The organism is Halomonas colorata (assembly GCF_014897985.1).
In the GTDB taxonomy this organism is placed as follows: Bacteria; Pseudomonadota; Gammaproteobacteria; order Pseudomonadales; family Halomonadaceae; genus Vreelandella; species Vreelandella colorata.
Genome location: NZ_JABUZA010000009.1, coordinates 41666 through 66226, shown reverse-complemented (window position 1 = coordinate 66226; position 24561 = coordinate 41666). Strand labels below are relative to the sequence as shown.

Genomic DNA, 24561 nt, shown 5'->3' with positions numbered 1-24561 from the left:
TTCGCTACGTCCTATCACTGAAAACTGACATTAAATAAATATAACGCTAAGCAATATACGTATCATGCTACCTTACCAAAAGCTTGAATAACGCATATTACGTTAATAGGCCGTTTAAGTGGATAAATTCGCTGACGACAAGTTGGATAAAAAAGCTTACCTTGAACCATCACCACTTAATAAAAAACGTTAGTTATAAGTAATCAATAGCGACTTGCGTGCATTCAGCGGTTTCGGGAAGTAGACTAGGCTAGGCCTCGCGGGCCGTGCCTCGGCGCTAGACGTTACGTTTAGGCCCCGGTGCTATGCCTCGGCTGTAGGTGCCGCACGCGGCCAACAACCATTTTGAACTCGGAACGATTCAGTGACCAAGCAACATTCCTTTGATCGCGAAGAACTGCTGGCCTGCTCCCGCGGCGAGCTATTTGGCCCCGGAAACGCACAGCTTCCGGCTCCCAACATGCTGATGCTTGACCGTATTGCGCATATTCATGAGGAAGGCGGTGAGCATGGCAAAGGCGAATTAATCGCCGAGCTGGATATCTCTCCTGACTTGTGGTTTTTTGATTGCCACTTCCCAGGCGACCCGGTCATGCCCGGCTGCCTTGGCCTTGACGCCATGTGGCAGCTGGTAGGCTTCTATCTGGGCTGGTTAGGCCACCCTGGGCGCGGGCGGGCGCTTGGCTGCGGTGAAGTAAAATTCAGCGGCCAGATCATGCCTGACGCGAAAAAAGTAACTTATCGTATTAATATAAAGCGTATTATTACCCGTCGACTTATTTTGGGTATCGCTGATGGCACCGTATCCGTCGACGGACGCGATATTTATCAGGCTAATGATTTACGCGTTGGCCTATTTACCTCCACTGCGAATTTCTAACAGGAGGCTTCCATGCGACGAGTGGTAGTCACCGGCCTTGGCATCGTGTCTTGTCTAGGCAACGACCAGCAACAGGTCCTTGAAGCGCTCAAAAATGGGCGCAGCGGCATTCGTTTTAAGGAAGAGTACGCTGAGCGCGGCTTTCGAAGCCACGTAGCGGGCAGCATCGATATTGATCTTGATGCCCTTATCGACCGCAAACTACGCCGCTTTATGGGTGATGCGGCAGCGTATGCCTATGTTTCCATGGCACAAGCCATTGAAGACTCTGGGCTGTCTGCCGAGGACGTTTCCAACGAACGCACCGGGCTTATCGCAGGCTCTGGTGGTGCATCAAGCGCCAACCAGGTAGAGGCTGCTGACGTCATGCGCGAAAAAGGCCTGCGCCGCGTAGGTCCTTACCGCGTGACCCGCACCATGGGCAGCACGGTATCAGCGTGCCTTGCCACCCCATTTAAGATTAAAGGCGTGAACTACTCGATTTCGTCGGCCTGTGCCACCTCGGCGCACTGCATTGGCAGCGCAATGGAGCAGATTCAGCTAGGTAAGCAGGACGTGGTGTTTGCTGGCGGCGGTGAAGAAGAGCACTGGACTCTCTCGTGCCTCTTCGACGCCATGGGAGCGCTTTCCACACAGTATAACGACGCACCAGAAAAAGCTTCGCGTCCGTATGATCAGGCGCGCGATGGGTTTGTCATTGCTGGCGGCGGCGGTATGTTGGTGCTTGAAGAACTTGAGCACGCCAAGGCACGCGGCGCCAAGATCTACGGCGAGCTAGTGGGCTATGGCGCCACATCTGACGGCCATGACATGGTGGCACCTTCCGGTGAAGGCGCTATACGCTGCATGCATCAGGCAATGGCCTCCGTGAGTGGCGATATTGATTATATCAACACCCACGGCACCTCAACGCCGGTGGGTGATGTGGCTGAGCTAAAAGCGGTACGTGCAGTGTTTGGTAACTCAACGCCTGCCATGAGCTCCACTAAATCCCTCACGGGCCACTCGCTGGGTGCGACCGGCGTTCAGGAAGCCATCTATTCACTGCTGATGATGCAACACAACTTTGTCGCGGCCTCTGCCAATGTCGAGCATCTCGACGAGCAGGCAGACGGTTTTGATATCGTGACAGAGCGGCGTGACGGCGTAACGCTCGAGCGTGTCTTGTCCAATAGCTTCGGTTTTGGCGGTACTAACGCCTGCTTGGTATTCCAGCGCTTTAACGGCTAAGACCCGACGTCAGTCGTGTCGTAAAAACGGCGCCTTATTTATAAGGCGCCGTTTTTGTAGTTCAATGTTGTGTAGATCAACCGAGATATCTGTCCAGACCACTAACGCTTAAGCGGGCGTGGCACCTCGGAAATTTCCTGTAGCTGACCCTCAATCCAGCCTTCCACCTCGGCAACAACTTCATCAGGCGTACGCCCGTGGGTTTCAATAGGCGCGCCAATCCGTACCCGCAAAACGCCCGGCTGCTTGACCCAGTGGCGACCCGGCCAACGCTCGCCCGCGTTATGGGCAACCGGCAGCACCGGCACACCGGCCCGGCAGGCAACCACGCTACCACTCTTGTTGTAGCGTTTGCGTACGCCCGGGTCTACTCGTGTCCCTTCGGGAAAGATCAGCACAGAAAGCCCTGTGCCTAACCGCGCAACGCCCTGGGTCAGCACCTGTTTCAAGGCACGCGCCGGTTTCGAGCGATCAAGGCTGATAGGGCGCAGCAGGCGCAACGCCCAGCCAAAAATAGGAATACGCAGCAGCTCTTTTTTTAGCACAGTGCATACCGGCGGCTTCATTACCTGCAAAAAGACCGTTTCCCACTCGCACTGATGGTTTGCCTGAATAACACAGGGGCCGTCGGGAATAAGATGACGCCCTTGAATATCGTAACGAACCCCACACGCCACTCGAAACCAAACCATCAAGAAGTGGTTATACAGATTCAGCAGCCGGTAGCGGCCTGACAGCGGTAAAAAGGGAGCAATCGGTAGAAAAAGTACGCCAGAAATCAGCATGGCGAAAAAATACCCGGCATAAAACACCAGGCTACGAACCACATTGATCAAACGGACTCTCCTGTACTGGCGTCAGATAGGTCATCGCGCGTTAAGCACCATGCATCCAACATGCGCCCTACTTCTAACCGCCAGGGTTTCTGATGCACACCAAAGACATCCAGCACTCGACGGCAATTTAAAACACGCCGCAACTTAGCATCGTGATGGTGATTAAGTGCGGTGACGTCGCCAAGCGCAATCTGTTCGCCACGGCCTTCCAAGTGTGTTGCCAATTGGGTACGTACCATGGACGTAAACGTGAAGGCGCTAACGGGCTCAGTACCTGCCAAATGATAGGCGCCCCAGGCATTAGCGCCGCTGGCCTGCTGCTGTAGCATACCAATCAACGCCATTGCCACTGCGTCCACCGATGTTGGGCAACATACGACGTCCTCTGCAGCCCGAACGCTCTTTCCGACCACCAGGCTATCGATAATTTCATTTAGCCAAGCATGGCTGCCTTCAAGCGCAAACAGCGGGCCAAGGCGCACAATCAGATGGCGATGATACTCCGCCCGGATACGATCTCCCGTCATGACCAGCCGACGTAAGCATTCATCGCGCGGCGTGGGCACCACATGCTCGTCAATTGGTTCATCGAAGCCGTCTTCATAGAGCTGATCTGAGACGCACCATACCAGCGGCACCTCCTGAGCAATACACGCTTCCAGGCAACAGTCGACCGCATCGGCATGCGCGCCGACGGCCGCTGGCGTCATGCTTAACGGCTGCGCCAGCGGCGGGATAATCACCGCATCCGGGGCGATCTCCTGCAACTGCGCCGCGGTGATAGCGATGTTCTGCTCAATCACCAGCTCCGTATCCGCGCGACGGCTTGCTTCCCGGGCCAACGCTAAACTTAAGCAGTGCCCTGCATCGAGTATCAGCAGCTTCAAGACAGACCCTCTCCCATCAACGAACGTAGCTAACGAGCATGCGCAACGAGCTTAACCGTTAATCCAACAAGGATGATCAGAACGGAATTTCATCGTCGAAATCGTCAAAGCTACCCGGGTCCGGCGCACCATAGTTGTTTTGCTGGCCCTGTTGCTGCGAAGGCGCGGTATTCTGGCGTGCAGGCTGGCCTTGCTGTGGCGCTGGCTGGGGACGCTGGGCCGGTTGACCGCCCTGATTCTGACCGCCCTGGTTTTGGCCGCCCTGGTTTTGACCACCATAGTTCTGACCACCGTAACCTTGTCCACCAAAGTTATTGCCTTGTGGCGCGCCACCCTGCTGAGGATATCCACCTTGAGGTGCAGCGTCATTACTCTGGTTACTCGGAGCGTAGCTGCCCTGCGGGGCGTTACCGCCCTGGAAATCGCCGCTACGGCCATCCAGCATCTGCATATCGTTGGCCACGATCTCGGTGCTGTAGCGGTCTTGACCGTTTTGGTCCTGCCATTTGCGTGTTTGCAGGCGACCTTCAATATAAACCTTGGAGCCTTTTTTCAGATACTGCTGGGCAATTTCAGCCGTTTTATTAAACAGCACGATCCGATGCCACTCGGTACGCTCCTGGCGCTGGCCGCTTTGGCGATCCATCCAGGTGTCAGAGGTAGCCAGATTCAAATTAGCCACTGCCGTGCCGCTGGGTGTAAAGCGTACCTCAGGATCCTGCCCTAGGTTACCGATCAGAATCACTTTGTTGATACCGCGAGCCATAAGGCGCTCCTTCCATTGTGTTGCGTATAGATAGACATCGACACGCTCATACATAACTTGCCGATGTCACTGATTATTGCCACGGCTGCGGCAGCCGCGCTAGGTTTTTGGGGGAATCAGCCTGGCCAGTGCGGCCCTATCAAGCTGCTGACGATTTACCTTTAAATAGACCAGATGCTCTTCGGGTACCACCATGACGTCTTCGACACCTACAACGTCGGCCAGCCGCTCCATCAATAACTCCCATGTATCTGGGGGCGTATCATGCAGGGCCACCACTTCGCTGGATAGCGGCGGCGGCGAAGGCATTTTCCACATCGCAAGCCACCATAGCAGAGCCAGTACCGCACAGCCGATAAAAACGGCGTCTAGGCCCCACACATTAGCTAACAAGCCTCCCAGCGTGCCGCCTAGAAAAGCGCCTAAAAACTGACTTGTAGAGTACACGCCCATGGCGGTGCCTTTGGCTCCCGCCGGGGCAAGCTTGCTGAGCATTGACGGCAGCGTGGCTTCCAGCAGATTAAAACCAGTAAAAAAAACAAATAGCCCTACGAACAGCCAATGGCCATGGGAGAGCGACGATCCAAGCCCGCCCAGGCTCACCGTAATGGCGCCAATCGCCAACAGGCATACCACTTTGATCTGCTGTTTTTTCTCAGCCACGATCATGAGCGGCACCATAGCCACAAATGAAAGCCCCATAATGCCCAGGTAGGCTAAACCGTGATGCGCCAGCGGTATGCCGGCTTCCTGCAGCCGAAAAGGCACCGCGACAAAAATAGCCATCAGCACCAGGTGCAGTGTAAAAATCGACAGATCCAAGCGCCACAAATCAGGGCGCGTAATCACGCTTTTAAACTGCTGGCGATCCAGCCCTACATCACGGTGATGCAGCCGCCGGGGAGCAGGCGGTACCCAGCGCCATAGAACCACTAATCCTAAAAGCGTTAGCAGCGCCGTAAACCAGAACACGCCGGAAAGCCCCGCCCAGGAGGCAAGCCAGGGACCCACGACCATGGCAATACCAAATGAAACGCCTATCGATAGCCCTATGGTGGCCATCGCCGCTGTCCGCACTTGCTCGCGCGTCTGGTCGGCAAGCAGCGCCATGATAGCCGCCGCCACCGCTCCGCCGCCCTGCAGCGCTCGCCCAATAATAATCCCGCCGATGGAGTCGGCCAGCGCGGCCACGACGCTTCCCAGGATAAAAATAATCAGCCCAAATGCGATAACCCGTTTGCGTCCGATACGGTCTGACAATAGACCAAACGGAATTTGCAGGATGGCCTGGGTAAGCCCGTAAACGCCTAATGCAAAGCCCACCAGCAAGGGGGTCGCCCCTTCCAGCGCGTCGGCATATAGCGCTAGCACCGGCAGGACCATGAAAAGTCCTAACATTCGAGACGCATAAAGCCCGGCCAGGCCGCTGATTGCACGACGTTCAGAGGCCATTAGCAGTGCAGAAACCTTGCGCATAATGCCCTTGTATATGATGGTTGAGGCCAAAACCCTCGAATAACCCCCCATTCTAGCGGTTTGCATCCACGCTGGAAACGCTGTCCTGCGTTAAGCTATAAAAGCGTTTTTGCCGGAAGGTGGATGGCAAACGTATAATTACTCTTTTGCCGCGCGAGTCGAGGTGTTGATGGACAGCATTCTGGTCAGGGGTGCACGCACCCACAACCTCAAGCAGATCGATGTGGAACTGCCCCGCGACAAGTTAATCGTGATTACTGGGCTTTCAGGTTCAGGTAAATCGTCGCTGGCATTTGATACGCTCTATGCCGAAGGACAGCGGCGCTACGTAGAGTCGCTCTCTACCTATGCGCGCCAGTTTCTGTCAATGATGGAAAAGCCCGATGTGGATCACATCGAAGGGTTATCGCCCGCCATTTCCATTGAGCAGAAATCTACCTCCCACAACCCACGCTCAACCGTGGGTACCATCACCGAAATTTATGACTACCTGCGCCTGCTGTTTGCACGCGCTGGAACCCCCCGCTGCCCCGAACACGGCGAAGAGCTTGAGGCTCAGACCATTTCGCAGATGGTCGACCAGGTAATGAACCTGGCCGAAGGCACTAAACTGATGTTACTGGCCCCAGTGGTTAAAGGGCGTAAGGGAGAACACTTACAGCTTTTGGCCGAGCTTCGCGCGCAAGGCTTTGTCCGCGCATTAATCGATGGTCAAGTGCTGGAGCTTGACGATATTGCGCCGCTCGACAAGCGCAAAAAGCACGACATTAGCGTGGTCGTTGACCGTTTCAAAGTGCGCGACGATATTGCTCAGCGGCTTGCCGAATCGTTTGAGACGGCAGTTAATCTCACCGATGGCACCGCCATGATCCACTTTATGGATGGCGAGCAGGAAGATTTGGCGTTCTCATCACGCTTTGCCTGCCCGGTCTGTGGCTATTCACTTGCCGAACTTGAACCGCGCATGTTCTCGTTTAATAACCCAGCCGGTGCCTGCCCTACCTGCGATGGCCTGGGTATACAGCAGTATTTTGATCCTGAAAAGCTGATTAGCCACCCTGAGCTTTCGTTAGCCGAAGGCGTCATTAAAGGCTGGGATCGGCGCAATATTTATTATTTCACCCAGTTGCAGGCGCTTGCCAAACACTACCAATTTGAGCTGGAAACGCCCTGGAAAGATCTCGCTCGACATGAGCGGGATGTGATCCTTAACGGTAGTGGCGACGAGCAAATCCCCTTTGCCTATGTTGGCGACCGGGGACGTAAGGTAACGCGCGAGCATGTTTTTGAAGGCGTATTGCCTAACATGCAGCGCCGCTACCGGGAAACCGAGTCCAACATGGTGCGCGATGATCTGGCGAAGTACATTGCCATGCAGCCTTGCGCCACCTGTCATGGCACGCGCTTACGCAGAGAGTCGCGCCATGTGTATGTCGATGACCGTAATATCGCCGATGTAGTTTGTATCCCAATCGGTGAGGCGTGGCGCTATTTTGCCAAGTTAAGCCTGCCCGGTCGCAAAGGCGAAATTGCCGACAAGATCGTTAACGAAATCCATGCTCGCCTGGAGTTTCTGGTTAATGTCGGGCTTGATTACCTGAACCTTGAGCGCAGTGCCGATACGCTTTCCGGTGGCGAAGCCCAGCGAATTCGCTTGGCAAGCCAAATTGGCGCGGGCCTGGTGGGGGTCATGTACATTCTGGACGAGCCTTCGATTGGCCTGCACCAGCGTGACAACGACCGCCTGTTAAAAACCCTTGAGCGGCTGCGCGATTTGGGTAATACCGTCATCGTGGTAGAGCATGACGAGGACGCCATCCGCGCGGCTGATCATGTGCTGGACATCGGCCCGGGTGCGGGCGTACACGGCGGTGAAATTGTGGCTCAAGGCACGCCGCAGCAGGTAATGGATAACCCCGCCTCGTTAACCGGTCAGTACCTTTCAGGCACACGCGAAATCAGCGTTCCGCCTTATCGTATCCCCGGTAACCCGGAAAAGCAGCTGGTGTTACGCGGCGCAACCGGTAACAACCTGCAGAACGTGACGCTCAGCCTGCCGCTGGGCCTGTTTATTGCGATTACCGGCGTGTCGGGCTCGGGTAAATCGACACTGATCAACGGCACGCTAATGCCCATCGCGGCCCGGGAGCTTAACCGTGCGACCACGCTGACGGCCGCGCCCTACGAGAAAATTGAAGGGCTCGATCAGCTCGATAAAGTCATCGATATTGACCAAAGCCCGATTGGGCGTACGCCGCGCTCTAACCCGGCGACCTATACCGGCATCTTTACGCCTATCCGTGAGCTGTTTGCTGGTACCCAGGAGGCGCGCTCGCGCGGCTACAAACCGGGACGCTTCAGCTTTAACGTCAAGGGCGGGCGCTGCGAGGCCTGTCAGGGCGAAGGCATGATCAAGGTCGAGATGCACTTCCTGCCAGATATCTATGTGCCGTGTGACGTTTGTAAAGGCAAGCGCTATAACCGCGAAACCCTGGATATTCACTACAAAGGCAAAACCATCCACGAAGTGCTAGAGATGACGGTCGAGGACGCGCTTGAGTTTTTCAGTCCGGTTCCGGCCATCGCTCGCCGCTTACAGACCTTGCTCGATGTCGGGCTCTCGTATATTCGACTTGGCCAAAGTGCAACCACCCTCTCAGGGGGCGAAGCTCAACGTGTCAAGCTTGCCCGGGAGCTTGCCAAGCGCGACACCGGCAAGACGCTCTACATTTTGGATGAGCCTACCACCGGTCTTCATTTCGAGGATATTCGCCAGCTGCTGACCGTTTTGCACCGCCTGCGTGATCATGGCAATACCATTGTGGTGATTGAACACAATCTTGATGTGATCAAGACCGCCGACTGGATCGTAGACCTAGGTCCTGAAGGCGGCTCGGGGGGTGGCCAGATTATCGCCGAGGGCACTCCTGAGCACATTGCCAAGCAGAGCGTTTCACATACCGGGCGGTTTTTATCGCCGCTACTTGAGCGCAACAAGAATACGCCTAAATAGTAGTTAAAACGACGGCTAAAACGGGGGTGGGTATTTACCCACCCTAACGCCGTTTTTGTGTAATAATTTAACCGGAACCCCCCTGTGATAGGGCAGCCCGACTACCCAGTATGCAATTGTATTGCTTAAGTTATTGGTCATATTACTAAACGTCGTTAAGCAATATCCATGGAGAACCCCTGTGAGCCAAGAACAAAGCTGCATCCTCCATCACTTCAGCCATTACTGCTCTTTAAACAAGGAAGAAAAAGAGCTATTGATATCACTGGAAGAAAGTCCCACCGATATCAAAGCAGGCTCACTACTCTGGGAAATGGGCGATCCAGCAAGCGAATTCTGCACATTGAAAAGCGGCTGGGCGTTCTCCTATCGCCACCTTGAGAATGGCAACCGACAGATTCTGGAAGTTTTTTTACCCGGCGACATTATCGGTTTGCGCGAATTCGCTTTTTCTCAGCGGCTAGAAAATGTGCGCATGATTACCGATGGCGTTGTGTGCCATTTTCCGCATAAGCGTCTGCTTGAAATATTTCGCCAGTCCATATCGCTCACCTCGGTGGTGTTTGCCATCGCCAGTCGTCATCAGGCACTGCTCACAGAGCGCTTAGTAACCCTTGCACGACGAAGTGCAAGGCAAAAAACGGCGCATTTCCTATATGAGATGTACCTAAGACTACGCCAGACTAATAGCGATATTGATGGGCAGTTTCGGCTTCCGCTTTCGCAAGAGCAGCTTGCCGACATTCTAGGCTTAAGCCCTGTCCATGTGAGCCGTACGTTCAGCTCGCTGAGTGAGGAGGGCCTTGTGTTTCGTGACCGACACAATCTCACGATCCCCGATTTGAAAGCGCTGGCTGAGGCCGGTGAGTTTGATGACTGCTATCTTCACGATGACGTTAGACCCCTGTTTGATATGTCGGCCTAACCCGGCTGCGTGCAGCTGTATGCAGCCGTTTTGCGAAGGCTTCGCTCATCATTGCCTGTAGGCTTTTCTTACCTAACGTTGACGACTAATCATGAAACCTTTCTCAACTGCCCTGACCAGTGCCTGCCTGTTTTTCGCGTCTTTAGCATCCGCGGCAACGTTTAATGTGCAGGATGCGCAAACGCATGGTCATTGGCAGTCGATGGCGCTTACGCTGGGTAGTGAACGCCATTTTCGCGCGGTTGAGACACACAGCTACTCAGACGCCACGCTCAGCCTGAACGCGACACAAAATGTGTGCGATTTACCCTGGCTTGAAATGCGTGTCACGCTGGAGCAACAGCAAGGTGAGAGTAAAACCGTCAACCTAGTCCCCACACGGCTACGCATTGATGAACATCCTGTGGTGGACACCATGGCAGAATTTATCACTGAGCGCGGCGATGATGGTTTTTATGTGCACTTCTACCTTGGTGACATGCAGACATTAATGACTCAGATGCGTCAAGGCGAACAGCTGTTTCTAGGCTTTGATCAAGGCGAACAGGCGCCTTGGTATATGACGTTCCAGCTTGAAGGAGCCAACGAGGCTATTAAGCGCATGCAAACACTTTGCGAGGCTTCGCGCTGAACATTGATAGCCAAAACAGCGTGTTTTTAACATGTTAGGCGATTTCACCGTCGGCTATTTCAACCCGATCTCGGCCTTCGCGTTTTGCACGATACATAGCCTGATCGGCGCGGGCGATTAACGTTTTACAGCTATCCCCAGACTGCCAAACAGCAATACCGATACTCACAGTGACCAATTGCTTAAGCCCTTCGACATGCAGCGTTGTGAGCAGTGTGCGTAAACGCTCGGCTAAACCTAGCGCAGCCTGAAGATCAGAGTGAGTGGCGAGCACTACAAATTCTTCCCCACCCCAACGACCAAAATAGTCGCAGCCACGCAGCGAGCTTTCCACCAGCCGTGCCAGGGCCACTAAAACGTCGTCTCCCAGGCTATGCCCGTGGGTATCATTGATCGTTTTAAAGTGATCGACATCGAATAGCAGTAGCGCGAAACCTGCTCCATAGCGTTTCGCCGCGACAAGCTCTGTATCGATCGCTTGCTCTATGCGGTAGCGGTTCCATACCTGAGTTAATGGATCAAAGTGGGCAAGCTGCTCAAGGCGCTGATTGGCAGCTGCCAGCGCCTTGCGCTCATTTTCAAGATGCATATTCAACATGCCGATTTCGTAACTCGAAATGGCAAGTGTTAAGTCTTCGCCTAGTTTCACGGCCGCTAAGCGTTCAACGCGCTGCCACGCGTCACTGCTACCGATAATTTCCTCATACCAGGCAGCTGGCGGCGAATTGCATATTGACGGCGTGACTTGGCTGGTCGGCTGCATGGACCAGTAGAGCGCCTCAACCTGCTCGGGCCGAAAGAAGCATAGCCATGCGCGCTGTGCCGGATTCATAGGTAGCGGTACGGCAAGCACCCCAGACTGCTCTGGCATGGCAAGCGAACTGGTGAGCGGCTCTTTAGCGATGCGGCGAGTACACCATGGCCCGCTATGCGTATGGGCATTGCCTAAACGAATCACAAATTGGCTAATCGCCTCAGGTGTGGGCGTCTTTCCAACCTGATAGACGGCCCCTGCAATCCACAGCGCAATGCCGTGGGCACGGAACATCGTCATCCACGTATCAGCATGATTAAACAGCAGTTGCTGCGGGCTTTGTGGTTCTTGGTGCGGGCTGGTAGCAGGCATCAGGCTGTCCTGGACACGCTTTAGATAGCGCGCTTCCTGACGAGCGCGCAGCAGTGCCAGCCGCTCGGTCACCATTTGTACCAAGATATGTACCGCATCCCGAACCGAGGCCGGTACCGGATGCGGCGTAGTCGAAAAGCAGGAAAGCAGTCCCCAAAGGCCTGTGTCACGCTGCATAGCCACGCACAGCATGGAACGCACACCTAGCGACTCCATATAGCACTGCCGCTCTGGGGCTGGCGCACGAAGTACGCTCGCGTCTAAATTGATCGGAAAGTCGTTAGGCACAAGTTGTTCAAATGACGCGTTGGCATCTTCAATAAAGCGTACAGGATGGCGTGCATAGGCACGTCGAAGCGTTGGTGGAACGTCACTTGCCGCCATCCGTTGCCCCACTAAAGCCGGCAGCTGGGTATCTTTAGCCTCGGCCACAATATGGCCATGCCAGTCAGGGTCAAAATGACAGACAGTCACGCGTTCGAAACCCGTTAGCTGGCGGACTTCATTCACCAAATAGGTGAGCAACTCGTCTTGATTGGCCGCTTCTGTGAGCTTAATAAATTGCTCATTGATCGCCCCTAGCAGGCGTCGCTGCCCCACAATGACAAGCGGCTCAATCTCCATGATGACGTGTTCACCGCTTCGGTAAGCACGCAGCTGCAGACGGGCCTGCTTATCCGATCCATGGTTGAATACTAGCGGTGCCGCTAGCCGCTGCTGACCCTGTAGCTCACGCCGAGCCCGTTGAGCCATACGCTTACCCAACAGTTGATTTAGCGTTATCTTCTGCGAAGAGGCGCTTAAACCGACCAGCGCTTCAAGGTTAGTGCTGGTGGCTTGAATATGCCGACTATCGGCATCAAGCACCAGTAAGGCACCAAATGACTGCAGTAAAGGGTGATGCTTAGACACAAACCCGACCTTCAGTAAATTGATTTACCCCTCTGACTGATGACGCAACAATAGTTCAACGCGCCGGTTAGCGGCTCGTCCATCAGGCGTTGCGTTACTCTCCATGGGTTGGGTGTCAGCATAACCAACGGCCCGCATACGAGAAATAGCCACCCCCTGACGCTCTAGATGACGCATCACAGCAATTGCGCGTCCAGCAGACAGCTCCCAGTTGGAGGGGAATCGGGGAGTCGCAATAGGAATGTTGTCAGTGTGCCCCTCAACTGATATTTGGCCGTCAAAGGTTGCCAACGCTTCTATAACGCTTTCTATCACATCTTGTCCCTGAGCGGTTAGTACTGCCTCACCACTGGGAAACAAAAGGTTGTCATCAATGCGCAGCGTAACGCCGCCCTGGCCTTGCGATACGCTAACGCCTGGGATATCCAGGGCCACCATCTGTGGCTGTAAACCGCTATGCCGCGGGTAGATTCCGGTCGCAAGCGTGGCTAGCGGTAGCGCTTCAGCCACGCTTGCGCCTATGCCTCCGCCCTCATCCGCCTCACTGCCACCCGGAGGTGACAGAGCCAGCAGCAGTACAAATAACGTAATCAGCAGGGTCAGTACATCTAAGTAGCTGGTAAGCCAACTCTCATCGCTTTCGCTCTGCCCTGCCGGCATTTCCAATGCATGACGAGTATCGCGATCCAGCATCGTGTTAGCCCTTCGCCGCCGCGCTTGAGGGATCCGGTCGCGGCTTTATGCTGGCATCACGAATTTCATCATTATAATTAGCAATAAACGAATTCAGCGTCTCTTCAATAAATGAAGGCAGGCGCCGTTTAGTAATCAGGGAAATGCCTTCCAATACCATGTTCATGGTGATCAGACGCTCTTCCGTACGCCGTTCAAGCTTGACAGCTATCGGCTTGAATACCAGGTTGGCCAGCAAAATACCGTAAAACGTCGTTAGCAGCGCTACCGCCATGCGTGGGCCAATCACATCCAGGTCGCCTGCATCCATGACTTCGAGCATATTCACCAGCCCAACGAGCGTACCGATCATGCCAAACGCTGGCGCATAGGTCGCCATGGTGCGAAAAATTTGCGCTTCCGCATGCTCGCGGGCTTTTAAACGGGCGATACGCCAACGCAGCATATCGAAAATTTCGTCTTCTTTAGTATTGGCAATCACCAGTTGAATGCCGGTACGTAAAAATGGGTTACGTGTATGCACCAGCTCTTTTTCCACCGCCCTTACATCGCCTTTAAACCATAGCCGGGACATAGCAACCAGTTCATTGATATCGTCACGTGCATAGGTGTTTTCACGCCGAAAGACGAGGCCCACCAGACGCACCACACGCAACACTTCCTTTAGCGGGTAGCTGATAAACGTGGCTGCCAACGTGCCGGTCACCACGATCGCTAAACCGGGCAGGTTGATAAAGCTTTCCGGAGACTCTGCAGTAAAAAACAGAACGCTCACCAGCAGTAGCATACTGGCGAATATACCTATCAGCGTAGACGGGTTCATCAACGGTTCCTTGCCGGTTATGGTGTAGATAGAAGCGGTTCAAGCAGAATCGTGTAAGCGGGCCCGCAGTCGGCTTATCGCCTGGCTATGCAGCTGCGACACACGTGACTCCGTCACTCCGAGCACGGCTCCCACTTCTTTAAGATTCAGCTCTTCTTGGTAATAAAGCGCCATCAGCAGTTTTTCCCGCTCAGGGAGCGCCTCAATGGCGGCGATTAACGTTTGCCGCTGCTGCTCATCAAGCAGCTTTTCAAACGGTAAATTGCTGACATCGAAGCTTGCTGGCTCGCCGCCATCAGCGACAAGTTCCTCAAACGGCAGTAACTGGCCGCTATTGGTGTCGTTAAGCAGCTGCTGATATTCATCGAGCGGCATATCAAGTTCAAGCGCAATTTCTTTTTCTTCCGGTGGGCGCCCCAATTGCTGCTCCAGCCGGCGTACCGTGTCATCCATTGCGCGAGCAGCCCTCCTTACGCTGCGCGGCATCCAGTCCCGAGTGCGCAGCTCATCCACCATCGCACCACGGATACGTTGGCTTGCAAAGGTCGCAAAACTGGCTCCTTGAGCGGCGTCAAAACGACCTAGCGCTTCTAAAAGCCCTACCGTGCCTGCCTGGATAAGATCGTCAAGTTCAATGCTTGCGGGCAACCTGACCTGCAGCGTTAAGGCGTGACGTCTTACCAGTGGCATATACTGCGCTAACAGCTCACCTTGTTTGATTCTGCCTTTTGCTGTGTACATCTTATTGCCTCGCGGCTATACAACTTTTACTGGTAGTTCACGATTACATTCAGCCCTTGCACGCGGACAGGGCGCTGACCTGGCATTAAGGCAAAGCGGAACTGCAGTGGAACATCCGCTTGCCTGCCCGCCAGTTGGGTAATGGTACCGCGCCCGCCACTCAGCGCAACGCACTGCTCTGGATGACATAGCCAAGCATTAATGGGTACCCCTGGAGGCGCGTCAAGCCGCCAGTGTATACGGTCAAGAACACCGTCATGCGCAAGTGCCCCATTGGGTGGCACTATTGGCTGACTGCGGCTTTCACGATCACTCATTGCCACCATCACGCTGGGCACCGACGCACTCCAACTGCCCGCAGCCCCAGCCGTGCCGATAATACCCAAGAGGCCACTTACCACACAGACTACCTTTAACCATCCGCTTAGCATACTTAGCATTCCCTCAGATCGACGGCTTGGCATAAGCCTTACATAGAAGCGCCTGCATGTCGCTTTCAGCGTGCCAGCAATAACAAATCGGTCGCCAAATAATGCGCAGCGGCTTCGCGCAAGTTACTTAGTAGCCCTTGGCGCGGCAAATACGGCTCGTGGAGTGCCAACAAGCGGCGCGGCCCACCATTTTCACGTGCCAGGCGTAAGGCGCGGTACATTTGTGCAAACGCATCAGCCTCACTGTTAACCCATAGTGCCCAGCGCGCGTGCTTAGCGCTTAACTGAGCCAGTTCGGACGCATCGGCCTTGACCACGCAAATAGCCCAGTCATCAGGATCGCCCGCCCAGTGGCGTCCCAGGGCAGCCCACTGCGCCAGGCGGCTCTTTACCTGATTGGCCGACGGTGCCCCACGGCCAGGTAAACCAACAATAAATAAGGTTTTTTTAGGCCTAACCAGCGGACCTTCAGGCGGCTCTAACATTGTGTGCGAAGGCGTGAGGACGCTTTGCGTATGAGTCTCGCTGGTCTTTCCCGCGTCTGTCTCTGTCTCTGTCTCTGTCTCTGTCTCTGTCTCTGTCTCTGTCTCTGTCTCTGTCTCTGTCTCTGTCTCTGTCTCTAAGAGAGCATCAGAGGTCGCTTGCGTCTGTTTCAAGCGCTGGGTATCTGCCCATTGGCGTAAACCCGCCGCCTGATCCTGGCTCATATGCTCACCTCTTGGCTAATACCGCCCAGTTGGCGAATAGCGTCACGTGCCATAAAGGCATATACCAACGCGTCCAACATGGCCGTATCGCGCCGTTTGCGGCGCGCGCCCAGCAAACTCAACAGGTCGGTGCGCAAGGTCGAAGCCGCGTCATCCTCAGCGCTATCTAGGTGACCGACCACCGCTGCCATGCCGCTGGCCATTAATAAGCGCACTTCGGGGTTCAGATCTCCGCTATCGGCCTCTTTCAACTGCTGCCAAGCCCGCTTCGTGAGCGCCGCAAGCCCTTCCCCCTGTAGCTGTATCAGCAGCAGCGATAAGATCTCGCTACCTAAGTGGGCTGGCGTGAGCCAGTAACGCCGGGTAACCACCTTGGCGCTTTCGGGGTCACGGATCTCGCCATACCATGCCAGCAATACGTTGCCAGCCTCATTGTGTACTTCTGCATAGGCGGTCCATAGCTGCATGTACTGGCCGCGAAAGCGCACACCAACATGATGGCTGAGCGTGCTTTCATTAAACAGTAAGCGCAGCGCATAGCGCTCGCCGTGAAAGTATACCCGCTGTGCCGAGCTAACCAGGCTGATCCAGGTCAGTTGCTGCTCATTTAACCAGCACACGGTTTCCGGTACGGGTAAGACGGGCAAGATGTGCGTGCTCGCCCCAGCCGCTTCCTTTAAAGTCTCCAGGCGCGCCTGCCAACCCGCCGGCTGGCGGTGCTGGAGCCAGGGCAAGGCAAGCCAGGCATTCTGCTCATTAAAGCCGATATCCGGCATGGCCCAATCGCAGCCACGTTCATTGCGCCGTGCAGCCCAGACCACTCCTTTCGCAGGTAAAGGCTGGGTAAGCTGCCGGGCAAGCTGGGCATCTTGTAACTCCCCCGGTAGCGCGCCAATATCCCACACGGCTTCAAGAGCGTTGAAACCCGACATACGCTGACGCAAGCGCGTGAGCAGCGATGACAGCCGCCGACCTTGGCCAAGCACATCCCGCGACCAGCGAGGCATACTGACAGCGGCTGGCCGTGCCGTGCGCGCGCTCATAGGCACCTGCGTTGCCAGAGCCTGATCAATCAGCGACTCAGGCAGCGCCACGCTCATATCTTCAGGCACCTGCTGGCCATTCGAGCTGAACAGCACGCGCATCCCATGGCGTATGACGATATCTAATACCGGTGCCAGCCGGCCGGCTTCGTCCTGTTTGGTGATAATGCAGTCATTAAGCTCAGCCCCCGCCGCACGCGCAGCCTGGCGATAACGCAACACGACCTCTTCAAGGGTTTCTGGCTGGCTGGCCGCGTTCAGCAGAAGCACCAGACGAACGGTAGACTGGCCTCCTTGCAAATGGGCGATCTGCTCTATTACGCGCTGATCACGCTGGCTCATGCCGACGGTATCGATCATGACCCACTGCTTGCCCTGCAGACGCCCCAGCAGATCATCAACCGGTTGCTCAGCATCTAGCGCATACATGGGCGTATCCAACAGGCGAGCGTAGATTCTTAACTGTTCATGGGCGCCAATACGGAAACTATCAGTGGTCACCAAAGCCACAGGGCGCGTGCCATGACGCATCACAAAGCGTGCGGCAAGCTTAGCCGTGGTCGTGGTTTTGCCCACCCCGGTAGGCCCGACCAGGGCAACAATACCGGTTTGGTCGAAAAAGCTGGCTTCCTCATCCAGCACACTGAGCCTGCTGGTCAGTTGCTGACGAAGCCAGATCAGCGGCTGATCACTATTAGAGTCAAGTGCTTGCAGTGACTCAGGCAGGCCTTTGAGTACTTCATCGCTAAGCTCGGCGCTAAATCCCACGCGGTCCAGCAGCTGATATAGCCGCTCTTGTGTACCCACTGCCTGTAAAGGCTCAACGGGGCGGGTCGCCTGCTGGCTGGTTATCAGGGCGCGCATATCCTGCATTTCGCGCAGCAGTCGCTCGCTCATGGCCTGAAGTGGATCCTGCGCCTCGACAAGCGGTGCTAGCGGGCTAACAACCGGCGCAGCGGTGGTCTCAACAGGCTCGACGACATCGTCGGCCATTGCCAAAATTTCAATGCCATCGTCGGTTCGCCGGTTGGCCAGAATAAGAGCATCATCGCCAAGTGTTTCACGTACCTGGCGCATGACATCACGACTGTTTGCTCCAATAAAACGCTTAACGCTCATGCCTTACCTTATGTATGTACAAGAAACCGATGCGCTGGTTACTGCCTGTCATGCTTAGCGCCCCCCCACTATCGTGGTCACGCGCAACGTACGGTCATCGGGGATCTCAGCTTGAGACATGACGACAAGGTGACGCAAGCGGCGACGCAAAAAGCGCGATAGCACGCCGCGCAGGGAGTGCTGAACGACCAGCACCGGCGCGTCGCCACTGCCCTCATGACGCTCCAGTGCTTGCTGCGCCTGTGTCATTAAGGTTTCAGCAAGGCCCGGCTCCATTGCCCCATTTCCATTCATTGCTTGCATTAGCACCTGCTCAAGCTGGGCATCAAGTCCCATCACATTGAGAGTTTCCTGCCCGGCAAACCATTGCTGTGTAATGGCGCGACCTAATCCGATACGTACAAGCGCGGTAAGCTCGTTGGGGTCTTGTTGCTGTCCGGCAAACTCGGCCAGGGTATCCAAAATAGTGCGCATATCACGGATAGAGACATCCTCTTCCAGCAGATTTTGCAAAATACGCTGCAAGATGGTGAGCGAAATCGCTTTGGGCACGACCTCTTCTACCAGTGACTTCTGATCATCGCCTAGTTTATCGAGCAGCTTCTGCACCTCTTGGCGACCCAGCATTTCAGGTGAGTGACGGTGCAAAAGATGGTTTAAATGGGTGGCAATCACGGTGCTTGCATCCACCACGGTGTAACCATAAACCTGAGCGTGCTCACGCTGGTTAGTGTCTATCCATACCGCCGGCAGGCCAAAGGCCGGATCTTGGGTAGCCGTTCCCTGCAGCTCTCCAGACACTTGGCCTGGGTCGATCGCTAACCATTTGCCTGGCTGCGCTTCAGCGCGGCCAATTTCGGCGCCTTTCATGGAGAGCACATAGGTATTGGGCGGAAGCTCCAGGTTATCGCGAATATGCACAACAGGGGGCAGAAAGCCGACTTCCTGGGCAAACTTTTTACGCACGCTTTTAATACGCCCTAACAGCTCACCTTTCTGGCGGGCATCTACCAGCGGGATCAAGCGGTGCCCTACTTCCAGGCCCAAGGTATCGACCAGTTGAACATCTTCCCAACTGGCTTCCGGGGTCTCCTGCAGGGCAGGCGGCTCCGCGGTAATTTCTTCCTGCACCTGGGCTTTCTGCTTGTTACGAATCAAGAACCAGGCTAAACCGCTTAGTAGCGCCGTAAAGATCAAAAAGACCAGATTGGGCATACCCGGCACTAAGCCTAATAGCCCCATGACCATCGCGGCCAGGATCATGACCTGAGGGTTCACAAACAGCTGGCTGATCATCTGCTGACCAACGTCCTGGTCGGTATTAACGCGGGATACCGTCACACCGGCGGCCGTTGAAATAACCAGCGCCGGGATCTGCGCAACAAGCCCATCACCAATGGTTAACAGCGTATAAGTACGCCCGGCGTCTGCAAAACTCATATCATGCTGCAGCATGCCGATCAGCAGACCACCGATAATATTTACCACCATGATCACAAGACCAGCCATGGCATCGCCGCGGACAAACTTGCTCGCACCGTCCATCGAGCCATAAAAATCGGCTTCCTGAGCAACTTCGGCACGCCGCTTTTTGGCATCGTCTTCGCCAATCAGTCCCGCATTTAAATCAGCGTCGATGGCCATCTGCTTACCGGGCATGGCATCAAGCATAAAGCGTGCGCCCACTTCGGCGATCCGCCCGGCGCCTTTGGTGATTACCATGAAGTTAATAATCACCAAGATTAAGAAGACCACCAGACCTACGGCAAAATTGCCGCCCACCAAAAAAGTACCAAACGCTTCAATGACCTTACCAGCCGACGCACCGCCCGCGTGCCCTTCCATCAGGACAACGCGGGTTGAGGCGACGTTAAGCGACAGGCGCAATAGCGTGGTAAACAGCAAAACCGCCGGGAAGGCGGCAAAATCCAGAGGCTTTTGTGCAAACATGCTGACCAGCAGCACCATGATGGCTAGGGCAATGTTAAAGGTGAACAGTAGATCCAGCGCAAACGGCGGCAAGGGCAGGATCATCATGCCCAAAATCATTAGAATCAGCAGCGGCCCGGCGAGCAGCTTCATGCGTACATCGCCCATCCAATCGCGGTGGGTGACCAGCTGGTTCAAACCTTTCATGACTGCGCCTCATTGCCACCGGCACGACCACCGGGGGTTTGCATTTCCGGGGGTACCGGCAGGTTATCGGGGGTTGGGGGCACCTCGCCTCCTTGTTGTGCAACATGCTTCAGGCGGTACGCCCAGGCCATCACTTCGGCCACCGCGGTATATAGTTCAGCCGGCACTTCTGCCTCTAAATCCACGTGGTGGTAAAGGGCTCGCGCCAACGGCGCAGCCTCAAGGCGAGGGACGCCAGCCTCGGCACCCAGCTCACGTATTTTTGCGGCAACGGCATCCGCCCCTTTGGCGACTAATCGCGGCGCACCCATGCTGCCCTCCTGATACCTCAAGGCAACGGCATAATGAGTGGGGTTGGTAATAATCACATCGGCTTCAGGAACTTTGCTCATCATCCTGCCCCGCGCCATCGCCTGCTGCTGCTGACGAATGCGCCCTTTCACATGAGGGTCGCCTTCTGACTCCTTATGCTCGCGCTTCACCTCTTCCTTGCTCATGCGGAGTTTTTTGGCGTTGCTCCACAGCTGAAAAGGAACATCCATCAGAATCACCACGATCAGCGACAGCACCATCAGTCCGGCGGCTTGGGCCGCCATATTAAGCGCGCTGGCCAACGCCTGCTGCACAGGCTGGTCCATCAATGCTAAAAACTTGCCGATATTGAAGTATAAAAAAGCCGAAACCACACTGCCGATCAGTACTGATTTGGCTATCGCTTTGGCCAGCTCAATAAGCGCCTGGGTTGAGAAGATGCGCTTAACCCCTGCAACAGGATTCAATTTGGAAAGCTTGGGCTGCATGGACTTCGCTGAAACCAGCCAGCCGCCTAGCAGGGCAGGCGCAACCAACGCAATCACGGTGAGCAGTAAAAATAGCGGTATCATGGTAAACAGCGTGCGCTGCCCCAGGTCCAGCGCATTGACCAGCATCGGCATCTCTTCCATGGCTTGCCGGCGGTCAAAGAGCAATGCCTGCTCCATAACCATGCCTAATTGGTCATAGAGCATCATTCCCATGCTCCATAAGCCAATGACGCCGCCTAGCAAAAGCAAAAACGTGGTTAGCTCGCGAGAACGAGGCACCTGCCCCTCTTCGCGCGCCTTTTCCATCCGCCTGGGCGTAGCCTCTTCGGTCTTTTCCTGATCGCTATCGTTATCTGCCATGCTGCCATCCGGCTCGTCGTGCGCGGCTCACCATAAATTCAGCCGCCCCAGGGGACGGCTGAACAAAACGCCTATTTTGCCAGATACGGCTTTTTACAATGCCCTAATAACACCGCATTAAAAGCCCAATTCGTCCAATAAGTCGTCCACTTGATCCTGGTCTGTCACGATATCAGGCGCATTTTCCTTGATTTGCGGGCCGTTCAACAGCTCTTCTTTACGTCGTGCAGACTCGCTCTTCCACTGATCTTCCGCTTTACGTTGCATCGACTCGCGGGCCTGCGCACCGGGCACGTTGTCGATCAGCACTTGTACCAGTTGATGTTCGATCTCACGGATCACGTCCATCATCTTCTTGATCACCTGGCCGGTCAGGTCCTGAAAGTCCTGGGCCATCATGATTTCGAGAAGCTCTTTGTTCGTGGCGGCCGTAATTGTCGGCACATCGCTTAGGTAGGTGCGTGTTTCCTTTACGAGCGTCTTGGCATCCGCTAGCTCTTTGGGTGCCTCAAACCAGTCGGCCCATTGCTTATCAAGTACTTCAGCTCGCTCGGCAAGCTCGTCCTGAAGCGGCTGCGCGCGATCAATGGCGTTTAACGCACGATCAGCCGCCTGCTCGGTCATGGTGGCAACATAGTGCAACCGATCGCGGGCGTCTGGAATGGCTTCAGCTGCTTTTTCGATCTCTTTATCCAAACCCAGTTCGCGCATATTATCGCGCAACATGCGGGTCAGCTTACCGATGCGATGAATTAATTCTTCAGCGCCTTCCTCGGACAGCTGGGCAGAGCCGATCTGCTCATTCTGACTCATTACATTGTCTCCTCGCGAACCAGGCCCTTCGGCCCAATCGCTTTATTTACCCATTTTGTCGAAGATTTTATTCAGCTTTTCTTCGAGGGTAGCGGCGGTAAACGGCTTGACGACATAGCCGTTGGCACCCGCCTGTGCGGCCGCAATAATATTTTCTTTCTTGGCTTCTGCCGTCACCATCAACACCGGCAAATGTTTCAAGGCTTCATCCTGACGGATCTCCTTGAGCATTTCCAGACCGTCCAGGTTAGGCATGTTCCAGTCGGAAACGACAAATTCAAAATTGCCTGCGCGCAGTTTATTTAGCGCGTCTTGGCCATCTTCGGCTTCATCAACGTTGGTAAAGCCCAGCTCTTTAAGCAGGCTACGTACAATCCGACGCATCGTAGGAAAGTCGTCGATCACCAGAAAACTCATGTTTTTATCGGCCATTATTCATCCTCTTATCAATACACGTCATCAGATGACGAGTTACTTAGTCAGGGTTAAAAAGCTTCCCACTCTGCATGATCGCTATGGCTGGATACTGGACGTGTCGCTGGAACAGCCGGTACGATTTTTTGCGCAGGGCGAGAAAGGGTTGAGGTAGCTTGCGCCGGTAACGACGTGCGCTTAGGGGCTTGCGATCCCAGCAGCTTGAAGACGGCAACCGCCTCTTCCAAGTGATTGGCCTGCTCTTCAAGCGATGCAGCGGCGGCTGAAGCCTCTTGCACCAGCGCAGCATTTTGCTGCGTTACCTGATCCATTTGGCCGACCGCGTGACTGACCTGCTCAATGCCATCGCTTTGTTCCTGGGAGGCTGCCGATATCTCATCCATGATATCGGTGACCCGGCGCACGGCGGTTACCACATCGGCCATGGTAGAACCTGCCTGCTCGACTAATGTCGAGCCCTGCTTAATCTGGTTCACGGAGGCGTCAATTAGCGTTCTGATTTCTTTGGCAGCATCAGCACTGCGGCTAGCAAGGTTGCGAACTTCACCGGCAACCACCGCAAATCCACGCCCCTGCTCACCGGCACGTGCCGCTTCTACGGACGCGTTCAAGGCAAGGATATTGGTTTGAAAAGCAATCGAGTCGATCACGCTGGTAATATCAGCCACTTTTTTCGAACTGCTCGATATGCCGTGCATTGTTTGAACTACCTGGTCCACTACCTGACCACCATGCTCAGCCGTTGACGAGGCATCCGCGGCCAGCGTGCTGGCTTGGCGAGAGTTATCGGCGTTTTGCTTCACCGTGGCCGTCATTTCTTCCATGCTGGCCGCGGTTTCTTCAATGGCTGCCGCCTGCTGCTCTGTGCGTGAGGAAAGATCGGCGTTGCCGCTGGCGATTTCCCGCGTACCGTAGTGAATTTCAGCACTGCCCTCGCGAACCCGCGTCACGATCGCCGTCAGGTTTTGCTGCATGGCGGCCATGGCCGCAAACAGCCGGCCGATCTCATTATTGCCTGCGCTAGGTACCGGCTGGGTCAAGTCTGCTTCAGCAATTTTATCCAAACGCCTAACCGCATCGTTCAATGGCGTAATGACCGTGCGCCTTAACCCAATATAAATAATCAGCGTAATGAGTAGTGCTACCCCCACCGCGATGGCGCTGACGAGCTTAAAGACGTTGCCTTGGGCTTTGGCATTCTCGCCGATCGTATCAACCCGCTGAAACCCATATTGAACGAACGCCGTTGTGCTGTCGGCAAGGCTCGCTAACGGCTCGACGAGCGCTTCACGCAAATCGCTGTAGGCGTTGATATCCTTCTGAGCAAAGCTTTCGTGCTGCTGCTTTACCAGCGCTATAACGGCACGGAAGTTTTCGATTAACTCACGCCCGTACGCCTCGCCTTGCGGTGTACGGGGAGTCGCAACAAAGTTCTCAAAACGTGCTTCAGAACGCTCGATACGGTCAGCGGCAATCGCCAACTGCGCGTCAGCTTCGCGTGTCTGGCCCATCATCAGATAATTCGAGGCGACCTCCATGGCCAGCATGGCTTGGTTGAGCAGCGAATCAGCGCGATTAATCTCATTAAGCTGGTCACTACTAATCCGGCTATAAGTCTCTAGATTCTCTTGTGCATTGCGGTCCGATATAAAACCGATACCGGTCGTCACTATAATAAGCGTTGCAAAACAGACCAGGGCCGCCACGACGGCCATATGGATACTCATATTGCGAAGTAAACGCGTCATTAGTTCATTCCCCTAAGCCAGCATTGT

General features: G+C 54.9%; 21 protein-coding genes. 5 read left to right on the top strand and 16 right to left on the bottom strand.

Annotated features, from left to right (window positions below; all coding sequences use genetic code 11):
• Window positions 1–364 precede the first annotated feature (364 nt).
• Together fabA and fabB are read left to right on the top strand one after the other, a co-directional pair.
• Window positions 365–880: a 3-hydroxyacyl-[acyl-carrier-protein] dehydratase FabA gene (fabA, locus tag INT33_RS06905; protein ID WP_018917764.1), complete on the top strand. Its 516-nt coding sequence runs from the start codon at window positions 365–367 to the stop codon at window positions 878–880.
• Window positions 881–892: 12 nt separating this feature from the next.
• On the top strand, window positions 893–2110 hold the full coding sequence (fabB, locus tag INT33_RS06900; RefSeq protein WP_192536469.1) for a beta-ketoacyl-ACP synthase I: 1218 nt from the start codon (window positions 893–895) through the stop codon (window positions 2108–2110).
• Between the two features lie 101 nt (window positions 2111–2211).
• Here fabB and INT33_RS06895 read toward each other — a convergent pair whose 3' ends face one another.
• From INT33_RS06895 to INT33_RS06880, 4 genes are all read right to left on the bottom strand, one after another.
• On the bottom strand, window positions 2212–2946 hold the full coding sequence (locus INT33_RS06895) for a lysophospholipid acyltransferase family protein (protein ID WP_193091490.1): 735 nt from the start codon (window positions 2944–2946) through the stop codon (window positions 2212–2214).
• The gene (locus INT33_RS06890; protein ID WP_192536467.1) at window positions 2943–3833 is read right to left on the bottom strand and encodes a sugar nucleotide-binding protein; all 891 of its coding nucleotides are present in this window, start codon (window positions 3831–3833) and stop codon (window positions 2943–2945) included. The genes INT33_RS06895 and INT33_RS06890 overlap by 4 nt, the downstream gene beginning before the upstream one ends.
• A 76-nt stretch (window positions 3834–3909) precedes the next feature.
• Window positions 3910–4599 (bottom strand): single-stranded DNA-binding protein, encoded by a 690-nt coding sequence (locus INT33_RS06885; protein ID WP_193091489.1) that lies wholly within the window; start codon window positions 4597–4599, stop codon window positions 3910–3912.
• 99 nt (window positions 4600–4698) lie between these two features.
• Window positions 4699–6075, bottom strand: a complete 1377-nt coding sequence (locus INT33_RS06880; RefSeq protein ID WP_192536465.1) for an MFS transporter — start codon at window positions 6073–6075, stop codon at window positions 4699–4701.
• 169 nt (window positions 6076–6244) lie between these two features.
• Here INT33_RS06880 and uvrA point away from each other — a divergent pair, with 169 nt between their 5' ends.
• The 3 genes from uvrA (at window position 6245) to INT33_RS06865 (ending at window position 10644) form a co-directional block, all read left to right on the top strand.
• Entirely contained in the window at window positions 6245–9088 is a 2844-nt protein-coding gene (gene uvrA / locus INT33_RS06875; protein ID WP_193091488.1) for an excinuclease ABC subunit UvrA, read from the top strand.
• Between the two features lie 181 nt (window positions 9089–9269).
• A complete protein-coding gene (locus INT33_RS06870; protein WP_193091487.1) occupies window positions 9270–10013 on the top strand; it encodes a Crp/Fnr family transcriptional regulator in 744 nt (247 codons plus the stop codon).
• A gap of 91 nt (window positions 10014–10104) precedes the next feature.
• Entirely contained in the window at window positions 10105–10644 is a 540-nt protein-coding gene (locus INT33_RS06865; protein ID WP_192536462.1) for a hypothetical protein, read from the top strand.
• Window positions 10645–10678: 34 nt separating this feature from the next.
• Here the strand turns inward: INT33_RS06865 and INT33_RS06860 are convergent, their stop codons facing one another.
• The 12 genes from INT33_RS06860 to INT33_RS06805 form a co-directional block, all read right to left on the bottom strand.
• Window positions 10679–12682, bottom strand: a complete 2004-nt coding sequence (locus INT33_RS06860; protein ID WP_193091486.1) for a sensor domain-containing diguanylate cyclase — start codon at window positions 12680–12682, stop codon at window positions 10679–10681.
• A gap of 24 nt (window positions 12683–12706) precedes the next feature.
• The gene (locus INT33_RS06855; protein WP_192536460.1) at window positions 12707–13375 is read right to left on the bottom strand and encodes an OmpA/MotB family protein; all 669 of its coding nucleotides are present in this window, start codon (window positions 13373–13375) and stop codon (window positions 12707–12709) included.
• 4 nt (window positions 13376–13379) lie between these two features.
• Window positions 13380–14198 (bottom strand): motility protein A, encoded by an 819-nt coding sequence (locus INT33_RS06850; RefSeq protein WP_192536459.1) that lies wholly within the window; start codon window positions 14196–14198, stop codon window positions 13380–13382.
• 39 nt (window positions 14199–14237) lie between these two features.
• Window positions 14238–14939: an RNA polymerase sigma factor FliA gene (locus INT33_RS06845; protein WP_192536458.1), complete on the bottom strand. Its 702-nt coding sequence runs from the start codon at window positions 14937–14939 to the stop codon at window positions 14238–14240.
• A gap of 26 nt (window positions 14940–14965) precedes the next feature.
• The gene (locus INT33_RS06840; RefSeq protein WP_192536457.1) at window positions 14966–15370 is read right to left on the bottom strand and encodes a flagellar protein FlhE; all 405 of its coding nucleotides are present in this window, start codon (window positions 15368–15370) and stop codon (window positions 14966–14968) included.
• Window positions 15371–15435: 65 nt separating this feature from the next.
• Window positions 15436–16077 carry a hypothetical protein gene (locus tag INT33_RS06835; protein WP_193091485.1) on the bottom strand — a complete coding sequence of 214 codons (642 nt, stop codon included), beginning with the start codon at window positions 16075–16077 and terminating at the stop codon, window positions 15436–15438.
• The gene (gene flhF, locus INT33_RS06830) at window positions 16074–18239 is read right to left on the bottom strand and encodes a flagellar biosynthesis protein FlhF (RefSeq protein WP_193091484.1); all 2166 of its coding nucleotides are present in this window, start codon (window positions 18237–18239) and stop codon (window positions 16074–16076) included. Before flhF ends, INT33_RS06835 begins: the two co-directional genes overlap by 4 nt.
• 54 nt (window positions 18240–18293) lie before the next feature.
• A complete protein-coding gene (gene flhA / locus INT33_RS06825; protein WP_192536454.1) occupies window positions 18294–20375 on the bottom strand; it encodes a flagellar biosynthesis protein FlhA in 2082 nt (693 codons plus the stop codon).
• The gene (flhB, locus tag INT33_RS06820; protein ID WP_192536453.1) at window positions 20372–21538 is read right to left on the bottom strand and encodes a flagellar biosynthesis protein FlhB; all 1167 of its coding nucleotides are present in this window, start codon (window positions 21536–21538) and stop codon (window positions 20372–20374) included. Before flhB ends, flhA begins: the two co-directional genes overlap by 4 nt.
• Window positions 21539–21655: 117 nt before the next feature.
• Window positions 21656–22351 (bottom strand): protein phosphatase CheZ, encoded by a 696-nt coding sequence (cheZ, locus tag INT33_RS06815; RefSeq protein WP_192536452.1) that lies wholly within the window; start codon window positions 22349–22351, stop codon window positions 21656–21658.
• A 42-nt stretch (window positions 22352–22393) separates the two neighbouring features.
• Window positions 22394–22783: a chemotaxis response regulator CheY gene (cheY, locus tag INT33_RS06810; protein WP_018917783.1), complete on the bottom strand. Its 390-nt coding sequence runs from the start codon at window positions 22781–22783 to the stop codon at window positions 22394–22396.
• 53 nt (window positions 22784–22836) lie between these two features.
• Window positions 22837–24534, bottom strand: coding sequence for a methyl-accepting chemotaxis protein (locus INT33_RS06805; RefSeq protein ID WP_193091483.1), 1698 nt, complete (start codon window positions 24532–24534; stop codon window positions 22837–22839).
• Between the last annotated feature and the right edge of the window lie 27 nt (window positions 24535–24561).

Coding starts and splice junctions, on each gene's coding strand:
- INT33_RS06850 (WP_192536459.1), bottom strand. CDS start 14,198: ATGAACCCGTCTACGCTGATAGGTATATTCGCCAGTATGCTACTGCTG.
- flhF (WP_193091484.1), bottom strand. CDS start 18,239: ATGAGCGTTAAGCGTTTTATTGGAGCAAACAGTCGTGATGTCATGCGC.
- cheZ (WP_192536452.1), bottom strand. CDS start 22,351: ATGAGTCAGAATGAGCAGATCGGCTCTGCCCAGCTGTCCGAGGAAGGC.
- uvrA (WP_193091488.1), top strand. CDS start 6,245: ATGGACAGCATTCTGGTCAGGGGTGCACGCACCCACAACCTCAAGCAG.
- INT33_RS06845 (WP_192536458.1), bottom strand. CDS start 14,939: ATGTACACAGCAAAAGGCAGAATCAAACAAGGTGAGCTGTTAGCGCAG.
- INT33_RS06855 (WP_192536460.1), bottom strand. CDS start 13,375: ATGCTGGATCGCGATACTCGTCATGCATTGGAAATGCCGGCAGGGCAG.
- flhB (WP_192536453.1), bottom strand. CDS start 21,538: ATGGCAGATAACGATAGCGATCAGGAAAAGACCGAAGAGGCTACGCCC.
- INT33_RS06835 (WP_193091485.1), bottom strand. CDS start 16,077: ATGAGCCAGGATCAGGCGGCGGGTTTACGCCAATGGGCAGATACCCAG.
- INT33_RS06885 (WP_193091489.1), bottom strand. CDS start 4,599: ATGGCTCGCGGTATCAACAAAGTGATTCTGATCGGTAACCTAGGGCAG.
- cheY (WP_018917783.1), bottom strand. CDS start 22,783: ATGGCCGATAAAAACATGAGTTTTCTGGTGATCGACGACTTTCCTACG.
- flhA (WP_192536454.1), bottom strand. CDS start 20,375: ATGAAAGGTTTGAACCAGCTGGTCACCCACCGCGATTGGATGGGCGAT.
- INT33_RS06840 (WP_192536457.1), bottom strand. CDS start 15,370: ATGCTAAGCGGATGGTTAAAGGTAGTCTGTGTGGTAAGTGGCCTCTTG.
- fabB (WP_192536469.1), top strand. CDS start 893: ATGCGACGAGTGGTAGTCACCGGCCTTGGCATCGTGTCTTGTCTAGGC.
- INT33_RS06805 (WP_193091483.1), bottom strand. CDS start 24,534: ATGACGCGTTTACTTCGCAATATGAGTATCCATATGGCCGTCGTGGCG.
- INT33_RS06880 (WP_192536465.1), bottom strand. CDS start 6,075: ATGCGCAAGGTTTCTGCACTGCTAATGGCCTCTGAACGTCGTGCAATC.
- INT33_RS06865 (WP_192536462.1), top strand. CDS start 10,105: ATGAAACCTTTCTCAACTGCCCTGACCAGTGCCTGCCTGTTTTTCGCG.